Below are 14936 nucleotides of genomic sequence, written 5' to 3' on the forward strand. Positions count from 1 at the left end.
CGTCCGGCATCCCCGGCGGGCGTCGCCGCGAGCGCGGAACGCGCAGCGGCGCGGCGACGCCCGATCGGGCCCGTCCAGGGCATCTTCATGCTAACGACGACAGGTCGAACGGCGTCTCCCGCAGGCGCTGCCCCGTCAGCCGGAACACTGCATTCGCGAGCGCCGGCGTCACGGCCGGGCTGGACAGTTCGCCGACCCCGCCCGGCTTCGCCGGATCGCCGTTCACGATACGGATGTCGGTCTCGGGCATGTCGCTCATCCGCATCACGCGATACGTATCGAAGTTCGCCTGCTGCACGCGGCCATGCCTGAAATCGATTCGATCGGACGTCGCATGGCCGAGGCCCCACATCAAGCCGCCATACAGCTGCTCTTCGACGCCGCCCGGCGACACCGCGATCCCGCAATCGGCCACGCACGTCAGCTTCTCCACCCGCACCGCACCGTCCTTGCGCACGACGCGCGCGACCACCGCGACATAGCTGTCGTAGGCCTGGTTGGTCGCGACGCCGAGCGCGACACCGTCGGGCAGCGGCCGTCCCCATCCCGCGCGCTGCGCCGCTTCGCGCAGCACGGCAGCATGCCGCGGCCGCTCGCGCATGTGCGCAAGCCGGAACTCGACCGGGTCGCGCCCGGCCGCATGCGCGGCCTCGTCCATCAGCGATTCGACCGCAAACACGTTCGGGATATAGCTGACCGCGCGATACCACCCGGTCGGCACGCCCGTTTCCATCCGGATCCAGCCGATGTCGCGATGCGGCGCCGCATACGCGAACTCCCACTTCGTGATCGCTTCGGTCGTGCTGAAATCCATGCGGTCGGTGCGCTCCAGATAACCGGGCTCCCACTGCTGCGGCGAGGCGGGCATCACGCCGCGCAACCACAGCGACGCGAGATTGCCGTGCGCATCGAGCACCGCGCGCCCACGATGATGGCTCGCCGCGTGATAGAACAGCGCGCGCATTTCGTCCTCGCGGCTGTTCATCAGCTTCACCGGCTTGCCGGTCTTCACCGCGAGCCAGGTCGCCTCGAACAGCCAGTACTTCGATTCGCGCGCGCCGAAGCTGCCGCCCGACACGAGCTCGTGCAGCGTCACGCGATGCGACGGAATCCCGCCGATCACCTCGGCCGCCTCCAGCGCGGTCGACGGCACCTGCAGGCCGCCCCAGTACTCGATGCCGCCGTGATGCGCCCAGACGGTGACGTTGACCGGCTCCAGCGGGTTCGCAGCCTTGTGCGGCATCGAATACGACGCCTCGACCGTGCGTGCACCGGCCGCGCGCGCCGGCGCCGGATCGCCGTCGGCGATCGTCGGCACCACGCGCGCGGCCGGATCGTCGATCCATGCGGCCTGACGGGCGGCGAGCGTACTGCTGTCGAAGGTCTCGAACAGGCTGTCCTCCCATTCGATCGTCAGCGCGGCCTGTCCGCGATGTGCGGACCAGTAGTCGTCCGCCAGCACCGCGACGCCGGCCTGGTTGCCGCCCAGCACGTCGGGACGCGGCGGAATCTGCAGCACTTCGCGCACGCCGGGAATCGCAAGCGCGGCCTTCGCATCGACGCTGCGCACGCGCCCGTCGATCACCGGCGCGCGCGTCACGACGGCAACGAGCATGCCGGGCAGCGACACGTCGATGCTGTACGGAAACGAGCCGTCGGCCTTCTGCGCGGCGCCGCGCTTGTTGCGCAGCTTGCCGATGTAGCGGAATTGCGCGGGCGTCTTCAGCACGACCTGCCGCGGCGCCGGCAGCCGAGCGGCGTCCGATGCGAGCTCGCCATACGTTGCCCGACGCCCGCTCGCCGCGTGCGACACGACGCCGTCGGCCGTCGTGCAGGCCGACGCCGGCACGCGCCATTGCCGCGCGGCCGCCTCGACGAGCATCGCGCGCGCAGTCGCGCCCGCGCGGCGCAGCCGCTCGTACTCCATCGCGACGCTGGTGCTGCCGCCGGTCGAGAACACCTTCCACAGCGGATGGATGTAGTCGGCGAAGAACGGATCCTCCGGCGTGATCACGTCGACCTTGAACGGATCGACGTCGAGTTCCTCGGCGACCACCGCGGCCAGCGCGGTACGCGTGCCGGTGCCCGAATCGTGCTTGTGTACGACGAGCTTGATCGTGTCGTCCGGCAGTACGCGCACCCACGCGTTCGGTTCGAATTCGCCGGCCGAAGGCTGCGGATCGCCGCTGACCGGCTTGCCCGCGCCCGCCGCCTCCGGCATCCGGAAACCGATCGCGATGCCGGCGGCGAGCAGCGTGGAACCCTGCTTGAGGAAACGCCGGCGCGGCGTACCGTCGGCGTTTGCGCCGCCCTGTGCGTGATCGTCGCGCATGTCATGCCTCCTTCGCCGGTTCGCCGGACGCCGCGCGCTTGATCGCGCGATGAATGCGCGCATAGGTGCCGCAACGGCAGATGTTGCCGGACATCGCCTGCACGATCGCCGCATCGTCGACCGGCTGGCCGCCCTTCAGCAGCGCCGCGGCCTGCATCAACTGCCCCGGCTGGCAATAGCCGCACTGCGGCACGTCCTCCGCGACCCACGCGAGTTGCAGCGGATGCCGCCCGTTCGGCGACAGCCCTTCGATCGTCGTCACGTGCCGGCCATGGGCGGCCACGGCCGGAATCAGGCACGCCCGCACGGCCTGCCCTTCGAGATGCACGGTGCAGGCGCCGCACAGTCCCTTGCCGCAGCCGAACTTGGTGCCGGTGAGCTTGAGCCGGTCGCGCAGCACCCACAGCAACGGCATATCCTCCGGTACATTCTCGAGCGAATGGCGTGTATCGTTCACGACGATGTCGATCATGCGCGGTCTCCTGATTCGCGTTCATGGTGTCGGCGCATTATCGAAACGCGAGGCGCGGGTACGCCAGCGATCATTTCGTCGAATCCCTGTCAGTCGGACTAACAGATGCTCAAGCGCTACCCTTCGATCCAGTCGATGCAGGCGTTCCTGCAGGCCGCGCGAGTCGGCAGCTTTTCCAGCGCGGCGCGCCAGCTGGCGCTCACGCACAGCGCGATCAGCCAGCAGATCCGCTCGCTCGAGGAATTCATCGGCCAGCCGCTGTTCGCGCGGGCCGGCGGCCGCGTGATCCTGACCGACGCGGGCACGCTGTTCGCGAACCAGCTGTCGGACGGGCTCGAACAGATCGATCGCGCACTGTCGTCGGTGAAGGGCCGCACGACCGCGCCGTCGATCCGTGTCGACGTCGATCCGGAACTGATGCAGGGCTGGCTGCCGGCGCGGCTGCCCGCGCTGATGCGCGCGCTCGACGGCGCGACGCTGACGGTGCTGTCGGCGCCGCGCCACGACCGCGATGCATTCGACCGCGTCGATGTCGCGCTGCGCTACGGCTACGGGGAATGGGAAGGCGTCGACAGCGCGCTGGTCTGTCCCGACCGGTTGACCGCGATGGCCGCGCCCGCGCTGCTGGCGCGCTACGGCCTCAGCGCGCCGCTCACGCCCGCGCAGGTGCTGGACCTGCCGCTGCTCGGCTATACGAAGCGTTCGTGGATTCCGTGGCTCGAAGCGGCCGGCCTCGAGCCGGTCGAGCCCGAGACGGTCGCGGTGTTCGACAACGCGGCGGGACTCGTCGCGACGCTCGCGTCAGGGCTCGGCGCGGGGCTCGTGCGCGGGCTGCTGGCGGCCGACGCACGCCGCGACGGACGGCTCGTCGAGCTGTGCTCGATCGCGATTCCGACGCACTACAACCTCCATGCGATCTGGCCGCGCGAACGGCATGCGCGCGTGAAGCCGCTGGTCGACGCGATCGGCGCGCTGGCCGCGGCATCGCTCGTGCACTGAAGCGTGCGTTGCATCAGGCGCCGAATTCCGCCGCGACCTCGCGCACGGTATCGAGGAACGACCCGAGCACCGCGGACGTATCGTCCGCCCGGTAGCGCGCCTGCAGCGACACTTCGAGCGCCGGCGTCGACAGCGGCACGAACGCGACGCCGCCCGTCGCGATCTGCTGCGACGACGCCGGCAGCAGCGCGACGCCGAGCCCTTCCCGCACGAGCGACAGCAGCGTATGCACTTCGACGACTTCGTGCGCGATCCGCGGCGTAAAGCGCGCATCGACGCAGCTCTGCTGCAGGAATCTCGCCAGGTGCGACTGGCGCAGGCCGAACGACACGAACTGCTCGTCGGCGAGTTCGTCGAGCGCGATCGCTTCGCGCGCCGCGAGCCGATGATCGAGCGGCAGCACCGCGACCGCCGTCTCGCGCACGACAATTTCGCTGCGGATCGCCGGATCGTCCTGGAACAGCCGGAAGAAACACACGTCGAGCCGCTTCTCCTTCAACGCGTCGATCTGCGCGGCCGGCGTCATCTCGTGCAGCGACCAATGCACGTGCGGATGACGCCTGGCGAACACGCGCAACGCCTGCGGAATCGGCGCGACCATCGCCGAGCTGATGATGCCGACCGCCAGGCGCCCGACTTCTCCGCGCCCCGCGCAGCGCGTGAGATCGATCGCGCGATCGAACTGCGCGACGATCAGCGGCACCTGTTCCTTCAGTGTTTTCCCTGCCTCGGTGAGCTCGACGCGATGCTGCGAGCGCACGAACAGCGTGGTGCCGAGTTGCTCCTCGAGCAGCCGGATCTGCTGGCTCAACGGCGGCTGCGAGATATGGAGCCGCGCGGCGGCGCGCCCGAAATGCAGTTCGTCGGCCAGCACCGCGAAGTAACGCAACACACGCATGTCCATATCGCAAACGTATCAAGAGCGTCAGTAAAAAATATTGTACAGAGCACATTCGGCTTGTGACACTCGGTCCCAAGCAGCAGTGCACGTCGCAGTGTGTCACTCGATGCCGGCGAGGGGAAGGCGCGAAAAAAAATGCGCCTTGAAAAGGGCCGCGTGAATCCGACCGACAGGGTCGCTTCATCGACGTGCCTGCCCGCGAACCGGCAACCGGCTCCCCCGGTTCCTCTCAAGGAGATCGAGTAGATGATCATCGACACCAGCTGTTACCCGACGAATCTCGTCGACCTCGCGTGGCGTCACGACGGCCCGCCGTTCACCGGCGAGCGCCTGATCGAGACGATGAACGGCCCGTTCCTCATCAACGGCAAGCCGCGCCGCGTCGACAAGGCGTTCATCCAGCCGCCGCAAGGCAACACCATCTATACCTATACCGACGGCGAAAAGTCGGGCACCGAGTCGATCGATGCCTACATGGCGTATACGGTCGAGATGGTGCGCAAGCATCCCGACCGCTTCATCGGCTGCTTCGTCTACAACCCGCGCTGCGGCGTGGAGAACGGCGTCAATGCGATCGATCACTACGTGCGCAAGCTCGGCTTCAAGATGGTGCAGTTCCAGGCCAACATGCATGCGTACCGCCCCGACCGCGCGCTCGACTGGCTGCGCCCCGCGCTGAAGAAATGCGCGGAACTCGGCGTGCTCGTGAAGCTGCACACCGGCGACGGCCCGTACAGCATCCCGACCGAGTGGGTGCCGATGATCAAGGAATTCCCGACGGTCAATTTCATCATGGCGCACTTCGGTGTGCAGACGGGCGGCGTCTACTGTTTCGAGCCGTTCCAGCTCGCGATGGACCTGCCGAACGTGTACTGCGAATCGGGCTGGTGCCTGCAGTCGCGCATCGTCGAATTCGCGAAAGTGCTGCCGAAACACAAGATCCTGTTCGGCTCCGACACGCCGCCGAACGAACCGGGCATGTGGCTGCGCCTGCTCGAAGTGCTGTGCTTCGAGCCGCCGCAGGGGATGAATCTCGACGAGGACACGCTCGAGGATTACCTCGGCAACAACACCGCGCGGATGATCGGCCTCGAACCGACGCCCGCACCACGCACCGTCGAAGAAGCGAAAGCGCTGCTCGCCGCCTGAGCCGGCGCCCCCTCCCGATTCCGGAGCATTGCATGATCATCGATACGCACCTGCACCCGACCAACCTCGTCGACGAGGCCTGGCGCCATACCGGCGAACCGTTCACCGGCGAACGCCTGCTGAAGATGATGGACGGCCCGTACATCATCAACGGCAAGCCGCGCCGCATCGACATGGGCTTCATCCAGCCGCCGCCCGGCAACACCGGCTATCGCGACGGCAACCGCCGCGGCCGCGAAGGTATCCGCGACTACATGGCGTACATCGCCGAACTGACGCAGAAGTACCCCGACCGCTTCATCGGCAACTTCACGTACAACCCGCGCTGGGGCCCGGAGAACGGCGCGGCCGAGCTCGAGTTCCATATCAGGGAGTACGGCTTCAAGATGGTGAAGCTGCACGCGAACATGCACGGCTACCGGCCCGATCGCGCGCTCGACTGGCTGCGCCCGGCGATGAAGGTCTGCGCGAAGTACAACATCGTCGTGCTGATTCATACCGGCGACGGGCCTTACACCATTCCGACGCAGTTCTACCCGATCATCCGTGAGTTTCCGATGGTGAACTTCATCATCGGTCACTTCGGGATCCAGACGGGCGGCAACTACTCGTTCGAGGCGTTCTGGATGGCGATGGACACGCCGAACGTCTATTGCGAGTCGGGCTGGTGCTACCAGTCGCGGATCGTCGAGTTCGCGCGCGAGCTGCCGCGCAACAAGATCGTGTTCGGCACCGATTCGCCGCCGAACGAGCCCGGCATGTGGCTGCGCGAACTGGAAATGCTGTGCGGGCCCGCGCCGCAGGGGATGGATCTCGACGAAGACGGCCTCGAGGATTACATGGGCAACAACATCGCCCGCCTCGTCGGCATCGAGCCGACCAAGCCGCCGAAGGATCTCGCCGAAGCGGAACTGCGCCTGAAGGCGACCTACGTGTAACGCGCCGGCTTCCGGATCGCATGCTCGCACGCAGGTGCGATCCGGTCTTTCCTTTTCCGCATCCGACGGAGTGCATCATGGCGTCCAGCCTTTTCGCCGAGCAGCAGGATTTCCACCATTTCGCGAACACGTATCGCGAACGCTTTCCGGACGACGTGCTGACGATCGCGCAGCCGCTGTCCGCCGACCAGGACGTCACGGCCGTCGTCGCGTCGCTCGCCGCGCGCGGCCGGCACGAGATGCTCGTATGCGAGCGCGTCGACGGCCTGTCGACACCGCTCGTCACCAACGTATTCGCATCCCGCACGCGGATCGGCCGCTTGTTCGGCACCGATGCGAACGGCCTGTTCGACGCCTGGCAGCAGCGCGCGAACGCGCCGGTCGCGCCGGTCGTCGTGCCGCATGGCCCGGTGCTCGATCATATTGTCGAAGGCGACGCGGTCGACCTCGCGCAGCTGCCGATGATCCGCCACTTCGAAACCGACCGCGGCCCGTACGTAACCAATGCGGTGATCGTCGCCGAAGATCCGGTCACCGGTGTCGCGAACCTCAGCTATCACCGCTCGATGCCGCATGCGCGCAACGCGCTGGCGACGAGCCTGCATTCGCGCGGCCATCTGTGGCGCATGCTGCAAACCGCGCAAGCGCGCGGCGATACGCTGAAGGTCGCGATGGTGATCGGCGCGCATCCGCTGTTCATGCTGGCCGCCGCCGCGCGCGTGCCGTTCGGGGCGGACGAGCGCGCGCTCGCGGGCGGCCTGTTCGGCGCGCCGCTGCAGCTCGTGCGCACGCCGCGGCATGGCATCGGCGTGCCGGCCGCCGCCGAGTTCGTGCTCGAAGGCACGATCGATCCGCACGCGCATGCCGAAGAAGGCCCGTTCGGCGAATTCACCGGCTACTCGTCGGATCGCTCGACCAACAACGTGCTGCGCGTCGACACGATGATGCGGCGCGACGACGCCTGGCTCGTCGACGTGGTCGGCGGCCCGTACGCGGAACATCTGACGCTCGCGCGCCTGCCGCGCGAAGCCGAGATGAGCGAGAAGCTGAAGGCGCGCTTCCCGGCCGTCACCGCGATCCACTATCCGAATTCCGGCACGCACTTCCACTGCTATGTCGCGCTGAAACAGACGCGCGACGGCGAGGCGCGCCAGATCATGCTCGCGCTGCTCGGCTGGGATCCTTATCTGAAGAACGTCGTCGCCGTCGACAGCGACGTCGACATCGACGACGACGCGCAAGTGCTGTGGGCGATCGCCACGCACTTCCAGCCGCATCGCGACCTGTTCGTGGTCGACGGCCTGCCGGGCAGCCCGCTCGACCCGTCGTCGTCCGCCGACGGCACCACGTCGCGGATGGGGATCGATGCGACGCGCGGCTCGCACTTCGACGGCGTGCGTGCCCGCGTCGGCGATGCCGCGATGCGGCGCGCCGCCGCCCTGCTCGCATCGGCCGCCGGAGCCGCACGATGAGCGCGCGGCGACTCGTGGTCGGCATCAGCGGCGCGTCCGGTTTCGTATACGGGATGCGGCTGCTGGCGATGCTGCGCGATCTCGATATCGAGACGCACGTCGTCGTGTCGCGTGCGGCCGCGCTGACGATGACGCACGAGACCGACCACAAGCTCGCCGACGTCGCCGCGCGGGCAAGCGTGCTCTATCGCAGCGACGACATCGCCGCGCCGATTTCGAGCGGCTCGTTCCGCACGCTCGGGATGATCGTCGCGCCGTGCTCGATGAAGACGCTCGCCGAAATCGCGACCGGCATGTCGTCGGGCCTGATTTCACGCGCGGCCGACGTCGTGCTGAAGGAGCGCCGCCGGCTCGTGCTGCTCGCCCGCGAGACACCGTACACGCTCACGCATCTGCGCAACATGACGACCGTCACCGAGATGGGCGCGATCGTCGCGCCGCCGGTGCCGGCCTTCTACGCACGCCCCGCTTCGCTCGACCGGATGATCGATCACACGCTCGGCCGCGTGCTCGACCTGTTCGATCTCGATTCCCGCACCGTCCATCGCTGGAAGGAACACGCATCGCAGCCCAACCTGCTCAACGGAGACGCATCATGACCCATATCCACACCACCCACAGCGACGTCCAGAAGATTCCGGTCACCGTGCTCACCGGCTTTCTCGGCGCGGGCAAGACCACGCTGCTCAACTACATCCTGCGCGAGAAACACGGTCGCAAGATCGCGGTGATCGAGAACGAGTTCGGCGAGATCGGCATCGACGGCGGGCTCGTGCTCGAATCGACCGAGGAAATCTACGAGATGACCAACGGCTGCGTGTGCTGCGTCGGCGCGGTGCGCGAGGATCTGGTGCGCATCGTGCGGATGCTGGTCCAGCGGCCCGACCGGCTCGATCACATCATCGTCGAGACGAGCGGGCTCGCCGATCCGTATCCGGTCGCACAGACGTTCTTTCTCGACGATCCGATCGCGAAGGAGGTCGCGCTCGACGCGGTCGTCACGATGGTCGATGCGAAGCATATCCGCGCGCATCTCGACGACCTCGTGCTCGACGGCCGCGACAACCAGGCGGTCGACCAGATCGTCTGCGCGGACCGGATCGTGATCAACAAGGTCGACCTGGTCGATGCGCCGTCGATCGATGCGCTGACCGCGCGGCTGCGCGAGCTGAATACGACCGCCGAGATCGTCACGTCGAGCTATGCGCAGGTCGACCTCGACCGGATTCTCGGCATCGGCGCCAACGAATTCGCGCAGATCCTCGTCGAAAGCGACGGACTGCATGCCGACGAGCACGCTCATGCGGACGAGCACGGCGCACATGCGCACGACGAGCACGATGCGCACGACGGGCACGAAGACCACGATCATCACGAACATGACGACAGCGTGTCGTCGGTCGGCATCGAGGTCGACGCGGACGTCGATCTCGACGCGCTCGAAGCCTGGCTCGGCGAACTGCGCAACGCCGACACCGCAAACCTGTTCCGCATGAAAGGCATCCTCGCCGTGCACGGCCGCGCGCAGCGTTACGTGCTGCAAGGCGTGCACGGCGTGATCGAACTGCGCGCCGCGCAGGCGTGGGGGTGCGAGCCGCGCTCGTCGCGCATCGTTTTCATCGGCCGCGATCTCGATCGCGCCGCGCTGACCGACCGTTTCCATGCCTGTCTCGCCGCATCGGTCGCGGCCTGACGGGACGCCCGGCGGACGCAGCGCGTCCGCCCGATAACGAACATCAGGAGACATGCCCATGAACTCTGCCTCACATCCCGTCGACCGGATGCTGCCGCGCCGCCAGATGCTGACGCTCGGCCTGCAACACATGCTCGTCGCCTATATCGGCGCGATCGCGGTGCCGCTGATCGTCGCGTCCGCGCTGAAGATGTCGCCCGCCGACACGACCGTCCTGATCAGCACCGCGTTGTTCTGCTCCGGCATCTCGACGATCCTGCAGACGGTCGGCGTCTGGAAGCTGGGCGTGCGCCTGCCGATCCTGCAGGGCGTCGCGTTCAGCAGCGTCGGCCCCGTGATCGCGATCGGGCTGACGCCCGGCGTCGGGTTCGCGGGCGTCTGCGGCGCGGTGATCGGCGCCGGCATCGTCACGACCTTCGCCGCGCCGCTGGTCGGCCGGCTGCGCCGGCTGTTCCCGCCGGTCGTCACCGGCTGCATCGTCACGGTGATCGGGCTGCAGCTGTTTCCGGTCGCGTACCAGTGGGCCGGCGGCGGCGACGCCGCGAAACTGCGCTTCGGCGATCTGTCCTTCCTCGCGGTCGCACTCGTCGTCGCGATCGTGATCCTCGCGGTCAACCGCTTCGCGAACGCGTTCCTGCGCAACCTGTCGGTGCTGATCGGGCTCGTGGCGGGCAGCCTGCTCGCGATCGCGCTCGGGATGGGCAATTTCTCGAACGTCGGGGCAGCGCCGTGGTTCACGGTGCCCTACCCGTTTCATTTCGGCACGCCGGTGTTCGCGATCGTGCCGGTGCTGACGATGGTCGTCGTGATGATCGTGCAGATGGTCGAGTCGATGGGGCTGTTCGTCGCGATCGGCGATATCGTCGAGAAGCAGGTGAGCGAGGACGACGTGGTACGCGGCCTGCGCGCGAACGGCATCGCCAGCGCGATCGCGGGCACCTTTGCCGCGTTTCCGTTCATCGCGTTCATGGAGAACGTCGGGCTCGTGATCCTGACCGGCGTGCGCAGCCGCTGGATCGTCGCGGTCAGCGGCGTGCTGATGTGCGTGGTCGCGCTCGTGCCGAAGATCGGCGCGGTGGTCGCCTCGACGCCGTCGGCCGCGCTCGGCGGCGCGGGCATCGCGATGTTCGGCGTGGTCGTCGCCGCCGGCGTGCAGACGCTCGCGAAAGTCGACTTCGAGGGCAACCGCTACAACGTGCTGATCGTCGGCTTCACGATCGCGACCGCGCTGATTCCGGTGATGGCGCCGAAGGTGTTCGCGCACATGCCCGACTGGACACAGCCGTTCCTGCATAGCGGCGTCGTGCTCGCGTGCCTCGTGTCGGTCGTGCTCAACGCGCTGCTGAACGGCGTGCAGGCTGCCGAACCCGGCGAAGCGCACGTCGCCGCCGACGCCGCGCATCGCGGCCCGATGGCGCGCGAATGCGAATGAATCCCGCCGCGCCGCGCACGGCGTCGAGCCGGCGCGCGGCGCACGAGGTCCCACACCATGCAGAGGAAAAACGAATCGTGAGCCTGCCCTCTTCTTCGCTGTTGATCCGCCATCCGATCGCGGTCATGAGCGGTCGCGCCGGCGACGCCGCGCGGCTCGGCCGCCCCGACATCCGCATCCGCGACGGCCGGATCGAATCGATCGCGCCCGATCTCGCGCCGCTGCCCGACGAGCGCGTAATTGACGCACAGGACTGCGTCGTCTATCCGGGCTGGATCAACACGCATCACCATCTGTTCCAGAACCTGCTGAAGGCCGTTCCGGCCGGCATCAACGCCGATCTTCAGGCATGGCTCGCGGCCGTGCCGTATCCGCGCGTCGCGCGCTTCACGCCGGACCTCGCCCGCATCGCCGCGCGGCTCGGCTTCGCGGAACTGCTGCTGTCGGGCGTCACGACCTGCGCCGATCACCATTATCTGTATCACGCCGGCGGCACGACCGAGACCGGCGATCTGCTGTTCGACGAGGCCGCGAACTTCGGCATGCGCTTCGTGCTGTGCCGCGGCGGCGCGTTGCAGGCGGCCGGCGACCATCCCGGCTTCGCCGGCACCGCGCTGCAGCCCGAGACGCTCGACCAGATGCTCGCGGACATCGAGCGGCTGAAGGCACGCTATCACGACGCGAGCGCCGCATCGATGCGCCGCGTGGTGGTCGCGCCAACCACGCCGACCTTCTCGCTGCCGCCCGCGCTGCTGCCTGAAGTCGCGCGCGCCGCGCGCGGGATGGGCCTGCGGCTGCACTCGCACCTGTCGGAGACGACGCGCTACGTCGATTTCTGCCGCGAGCGCTACGGCAAGCTGCCGGTCGAGTTCGTCGCCGATCACGAATGGCTCGGTCCCGACGTATGGTTCGCGCACCTGGTCCATCTCGAACCGAACGAGATCGCGATGCTCGCCGAGACCGGCACCGGCTGCGCGCACTGCCCCGTCAGCAACGCGCGACTCGGCAGCGGGATCGCGCCCGCGCCGCGCATGGCATCCGCCGGCGTGCCGGTCTCGCTCGGCGTGGATGGCGTTGCGTCGAACGAATCGGGCAGCATGACGCACGAAGCGAATTTCGCATGGCTCGTGCATCGCGCCGCACATGGCGCGTCGGCCACCACTGCAGAGGAAGTGCTGCACTGGGGCACGCAGGGCGGCGCGCGCGTGCTCGGGCTCGGCGCGGTCGGCACGCTCGAAGTCGGGCAGGCTGCCGACCTCGTGCTGTACGACGTGAGCGGCCCGCGCTTCAACGGCTTCCACGACCATGCAATCGCGCCGGTCGTGGCGGGCGAACCCGCGCCGGTCCGATACAGCATCGTGAACGGCCGCGTCGTCGTCGACGACGGCGAGATCCCGGGGCTCGACCTGCCCGCACTGCGCCGCGCTGCCGCCGACGCAGTGCGGCAGTTGCTCGATTGAGCGGAGGCCATCCGGTGATTTCGCGCATCCGCATCGGCATCCTGACGCCGTCGTCCAACACCGCGCTCGAACCGCTGACCTCGGCAATCGTCGCCGAACTGCCGAACGTCAGCGTGCATTTCGCGCGCTTCACCGTGACCGAGATCGCGTTGAGTGCGGCCGCGCTCGACCAGTTCGACGCGGAGCGCATTCTCGTCGCGGCCCGGCAGCTCGCAGACGCGCGCGTCGACGTGATCGGCTGGAGCGGCACATCGGCCGGCTGGCTCGGCTTCGAGCGCGACGCCGCACTATGCCGCGCGATCGAGCAGGCGACGGGCATTCCCGCGACGACCTCCGTGCTCGCGCTCAACGAATTGCTCGAACGAACCGGCGTGCGGCGGCTCGGCCTCGTCACCCCCTATCTCGACGACGTGCAGCAGCGCATCGTCCGTCAGTACGCGCAGCTCGGCATCGATTGCGTGGCCGAACGCCATCTGGGGCTGCGCGACAACTACAGCTTCGCGGAAGTACCGGACACGCAGATCGCCGCGCTGATGCGCAACACCGCGCAGGCAAGGCCCGATGCCGTCGCGACGTTCTGCACGAACCTGCACGCCGCCCATCTGGCCGCGCCGTTCGAGCAGGCGACCGGGATCCCGGCGTACGACACGGTGTCGACGGTCGTGTGGAAGGCGCTGCGGATGGTGGATGTCGATACGCGGGTGTTGCGAAGGTGGGGGCAGCTGTTTTCGGTCAGTTGACGGGGCTGTCGATGCGCGCTGACCATCGGCCGTGCCAGATTGAGGATGCGGGCAGCGGCCGCCATCGTGCAGCTCCCGACGACCCGCGCACAAGCGCGCATCGCGGCGTGTAGATCCATGACGTAGAAGCTTGAATTCGATCGGAGGGTGAGGCTCGAAACCGACCGCGAACGACCGACACCACGCACCCGCATCGTGTTCGGCCGCCCGATCGCAGGCGGCAGCAGGCATGTCGAGGTCGTCTGGTACAAACGACTCGACATCCGCATGGAATGAGCATCGAGGCTCGGCGCACTGAAGACGTTGATATGGCAGCAGAGGGTTCCGCTACGTACGACAATTTGAACAGGCCGCGCCGTTCGTCGCGACATCACGACCGGTCGACAATGCCGAGCGCATTCAGCAACCACGCCTTGAACGTCTCGAATGCGTCGTGCCGATGGGCCGTGCGCGGATGCACGAGGTAGTGCCCCACGTATTCCACTTTCTTCGTCGATCCGGCCAGCGGTCGCACGAGTTCGCCACGCTGCAGTTCGCGTTCGGACAGCAGCGTCGATTCGAGCACGACGCCGAGCCCGTCGACGGCTGCCGCAATCGCCATCGAACTGCGGTCGAAGCGCAACCCGTAATGCGTCGGCGGCGGCAGCGCATTGGCTTCGAACCAGCCTTTCCATTGATACATTTGCACCTCGCACTGAATCAGCGGCACGCGATACAAATCCTCCGGCTTGCGAATGCGCTCCGCGAGCGCCGGCGTGCACAACGGTGCCAGCCCCTCGAGCGCGAGCGGAATCTTTTCGTGCGGTGACGGCTTCGGCTCGCCGTAGACGATGTCGAGATCGAAATCGTCGTCGAAACGCGCGTAATCGGTGCTCGCGGAAAATCGCAGGTCGATGTCCGGATGATTGCGCACGAAGCCCGCGAGCCGCGGCAGCAGCCACTGCGTCGCAAAGCTCGGCGCGGTGTGGAGCCGCAGCGGCGTGCGCGCGTCGCTTGCCAGCAGCGCGAAACCGCGCTGCATCTCGTCCATGCCGCGCTGGATATGCTCCATCAGCATCGCGCCTTCGCGCGTCAGCCGCACTTCGCGCGTGCTGCGCTGAAACAGCCGATGGCCGAGCGAGTCTTCCAGCTTGCGCACCGAATGGCTGACCGCGCTCGGCGACAGGCTCAGTTCGCGGGCCGCATCGGCGAACGACAGCATGCGGCCCGCGGCCTCGAAAACCCGAATATACGAAAGCGGAACCTTGCGGAATGCGTTCATGCGCGTAATTCGTGAATGATATTCATCAGTTGGTGCAATCTTTTCTTTTGTCAGCCCCGATTGTCAAGGCTAAATTTGTCCCACCTC

Annotated in this window: 13 protein-coding genes; 9 read left to right on the plus strand and 4 right to left on the minus strand. The window is 67.5% G+C overall.

Going from position 1 to position 14936, the window contains the following annotated elements; translation table 11 throughout:
* Window positions 1-85 precede the first annotated feature (85 nt).
* Both WS57_RS17165 and WS57_RS17170 read right to left on the minus strand, forming a co-directional pair.
* Window positions 86-2332 (minus strand): xanthine dehydrogenase family protein molybdopterin-binding subunit, encoded by a 2247-nt coding sequence (locus WS57_RS17165; RefSeq protein ID WP_069244594.1) that lies wholly within the window; start codon window positions 2330-2332, stop codon window positions 86-88.
* A gap of 1 nt (window position 2333) precedes the next feature.
* A complete protein-coding gene (locus WS57_RS17170; RefSeq protein ID WP_069244595.1) occupies window positions 2334-2804 on the minus strand; it encodes a (2Fe-2S)-binding protein in 471 nt (156 codons plus the stop codon).
* Window positions 2805-2909: 105 nt separating this feature from the next.
* On the opposite strand from WS57_RS17170, the gene WS57_RS17175 reads away from it, so the two are divergent.
* Window positions 2910-3803: a LysR substrate-binding domain-containing protein gene (locus tag WS57_RS17175; protein ID WP_069244596.1), complete on the plus strand. Its 894-nt coding sequence runs from the start codon at window positions 2910-2912 to the stop codon at window positions 3801-3803.
* A gap of 13 nt (window positions 3804-3816) precedes the next feature.
* Here the strand turns inward: WS57_RS17175 and WS57_RS17180 are convergent, their stop codons facing one another.
* Window positions 3817-4707 (minus strand): LysR substrate-binding domain-containing protein, encoded by an 891-nt coding sequence (locus tag WS57_RS17180; RefSeq protein WP_038454940.1) that lies wholly within the window; start codon window positions 4705-4707, stop codon window positions 3817-3819.
* A 243-nt stretch (window positions 4708-4950) separates the two neighbouring features.
* Here WS57_RS17180 and WS57_RS17185 point away from each other — a divergent pair, with 243 nt between their 5' ends.
* The 8 genes from WS57_RS17185 (at window position 4951) to WS57_RS17220 (ending at window position 13588) form a co-directional block, all read left to right on the plus strand.
* Window positions 4951-5853, plus strand: coding sequence for an amidohydrolase family protein (locus WS57_RS17185; RefSeq protein ID WP_009692178.1), 903 nt, complete (start codon window positions 4951-4953; stop codon window positions 5851-5853).
* A 32-nt stretch (window positions 5854-5885) separates the two neighbouring features.
* Entirely contained in the window at window positions 5886-6791 is a 906-nt protein-coding gene (locus WS57_RS17190; protein ID WP_069244597.1) for an amidohydrolase family protein, read from the plus strand.
* 77 nt (window positions 6792-6868) lie between these two features.
* On the plus strand, window positions 6869-8263 hold the full coding sequence (locus WS57_RS17195) for a UbiD family decarboxylase (protein WP_059518738.1): 1395 nt from the start codon (window positions 6869-6871) through the stop codon (window positions 8261-8263).
* Window positions 8260-8862 (plus strand): UbiX family flavin prenyltransferase, encoded by a 603-nt coding sequence (locus tag WS57_RS17200; protein WP_069244598.1) that lies wholly within the window; start codon window positions 8260-8262, stop codon window positions 8860-8862. The genes WS57_RS17195 and WS57_RS17200 overlap by 4 nt, the downstream gene beginning before the upstream one ends.
* The gene (locus WS57_RS17205; protein ID WP_069244599.1) at window positions 8859-9956 is read left to right on the plus strand and encodes a CobW family GTP-binding protein; all 1098 of its coding nucleotides are present in this window, start codon (window positions 8859-8861) and stop codon (window positions 9954-9956) included. Before WS57_RS17200 ends, WS57_RS17205 begins: the two co-directional genes overlap by 4 nt.
* 58 nt (window positions 9957-10014) lie before the next feature.
* Window positions 10015-11388 carry a nucleobase:cation symporter-2 family protein gene (locus WS57_RS17210; protein WP_069244600.1) on the plus strand — a complete coding sequence of 458 codons (1374 nt, stop codon included), beginning with the start codon at window positions 10015-10017 and terminating at the stop codon, window positions 11386-11388.
* Between the two features lie 77 nt (window positions 11389-11465).
* Window positions 11466-12848: an amidohydrolase family protein gene (locus tag WS57_RS17215; RefSeq protein ID WP_059518784.1), complete on the plus strand. Its 1383-nt coding sequence runs from the start codon at window positions 11466-11468 to the stop codon at window positions 12846-12848.
* A 14-nt stretch (window positions 12849-12862) separates the two neighbouring features.
* On the plus strand, window positions 12863-13588 hold the full coding sequence (locus WS57_RS17220) for an aspartate/glutamate racemase family protein (RefSeq protein ID WP_155741263.1): 726 nt from the start codon (window positions 12863-12865) through the stop codon (window positions 13586-13588).
* 370 nt (window positions 13589-13958) lie between these two features.
* Here WS57_RS17220 and WS57_RS17225 read toward each other — a convergent pair whose 3' ends face one another.
* Window positions 13959-14849, minus strand: a complete 891-nt coding sequence (locus WS57_RS17225; RefSeq protein WP_009692167.1) for a LysR substrate-binding domain-containing protein — start codon at window positions 14847-14849, stop codon at window positions 13959-13961.
* Window positions 14850-14936: the final 87 nt, after the last annotated feature.

Source organism: Burkholderia pseudomultivorans (assembly GCF_001718415.1).
In the GTDB taxonomy this organism is placed as follows: Bacteria; Pseudomonadota; Gammaproteobacteria; order Burkholderiales; family Burkholderiaceae; genus Burkholderia; species Burkholderia pseudomultivorans_A.

Bases quoted from the DNA above. Each gene is read 5' to 3' on its own strand.
- WS57_RS17165 (WP_069244594.1), bottom strand. From the start codon at position 2,332: ATGCGCGACGATCACGCACAGGGCGGCGCAAACGCCGACGGTACGCCG.
- WS57_RS17170 (WP_069244595.1), bottom strand. From the start codon at position 2,804: ATGATCGACATCGTCGTGAACGATACACGCCATTCGCTCGAGAATGTA.
- WS57_RS17175 (WP_069244596.1), top strand. From the start codon at position 2,910: ATGCTCAAGCGCTACCCTTCGATCCAGTCGATGCAGGCGTTCCTGCAG.
- WS57_RS17180 (WP_038454940.1), bottom strand. From the start codon at position 4,707: ATGGACATGCGTGTGTTGCGTTACTTCGCGGTGCTGGCCGACGAACTG.
- WS57_RS17185 (WP_009692178.1), top strand. From the start codon at position 4,951: ATGATCATCGACACCAGCTGTTACCCGACGAATCTCGTCGACCTCGCG.
- WS57_RS17190 (WP_069244597.1), top strand. From the start codon at position 5,886: ATGATCATCGATACGCACCTGCACCCGACCAACCTCGTCGACGAGGCC.
- WS57_RS17195 (WP_059518738.1), top strand. From the start codon at position 6,869: ATGGCGTCCAGCCTTTTCGCCGAGCAGCAGGATTTCCACCATTTCGCG.
- WS57_RS17200 (WP_069244598.1), top strand. From the start codon at position 8,260: ATGAGCGCGCGGCGACTCGTGGTCGGCATCAGCGGCGCGTCCGGTTTC.
- WS57_RS17205 (WP_069244599.1), top strand. From the start codon at position 8,859: ATGACCCATATCCACACCACCCACAGCGACGTCCAGAAGATTCCGGTC.
- WS57_RS17210 (WP_069244600.1), top strand. From the start codon at position 10,015: ATGAACTCTGCCTCACATCCCGTCGACCGGATGCTGCCGCGCCGCCAG.
- WS57_RS17225 (WP_009692167.1), bottom strand. From the start codon at position 14,849: ATGAACGCATTCCGCAAGGTTCCGCTTTCGTATATTCGGGTTTTCGAG.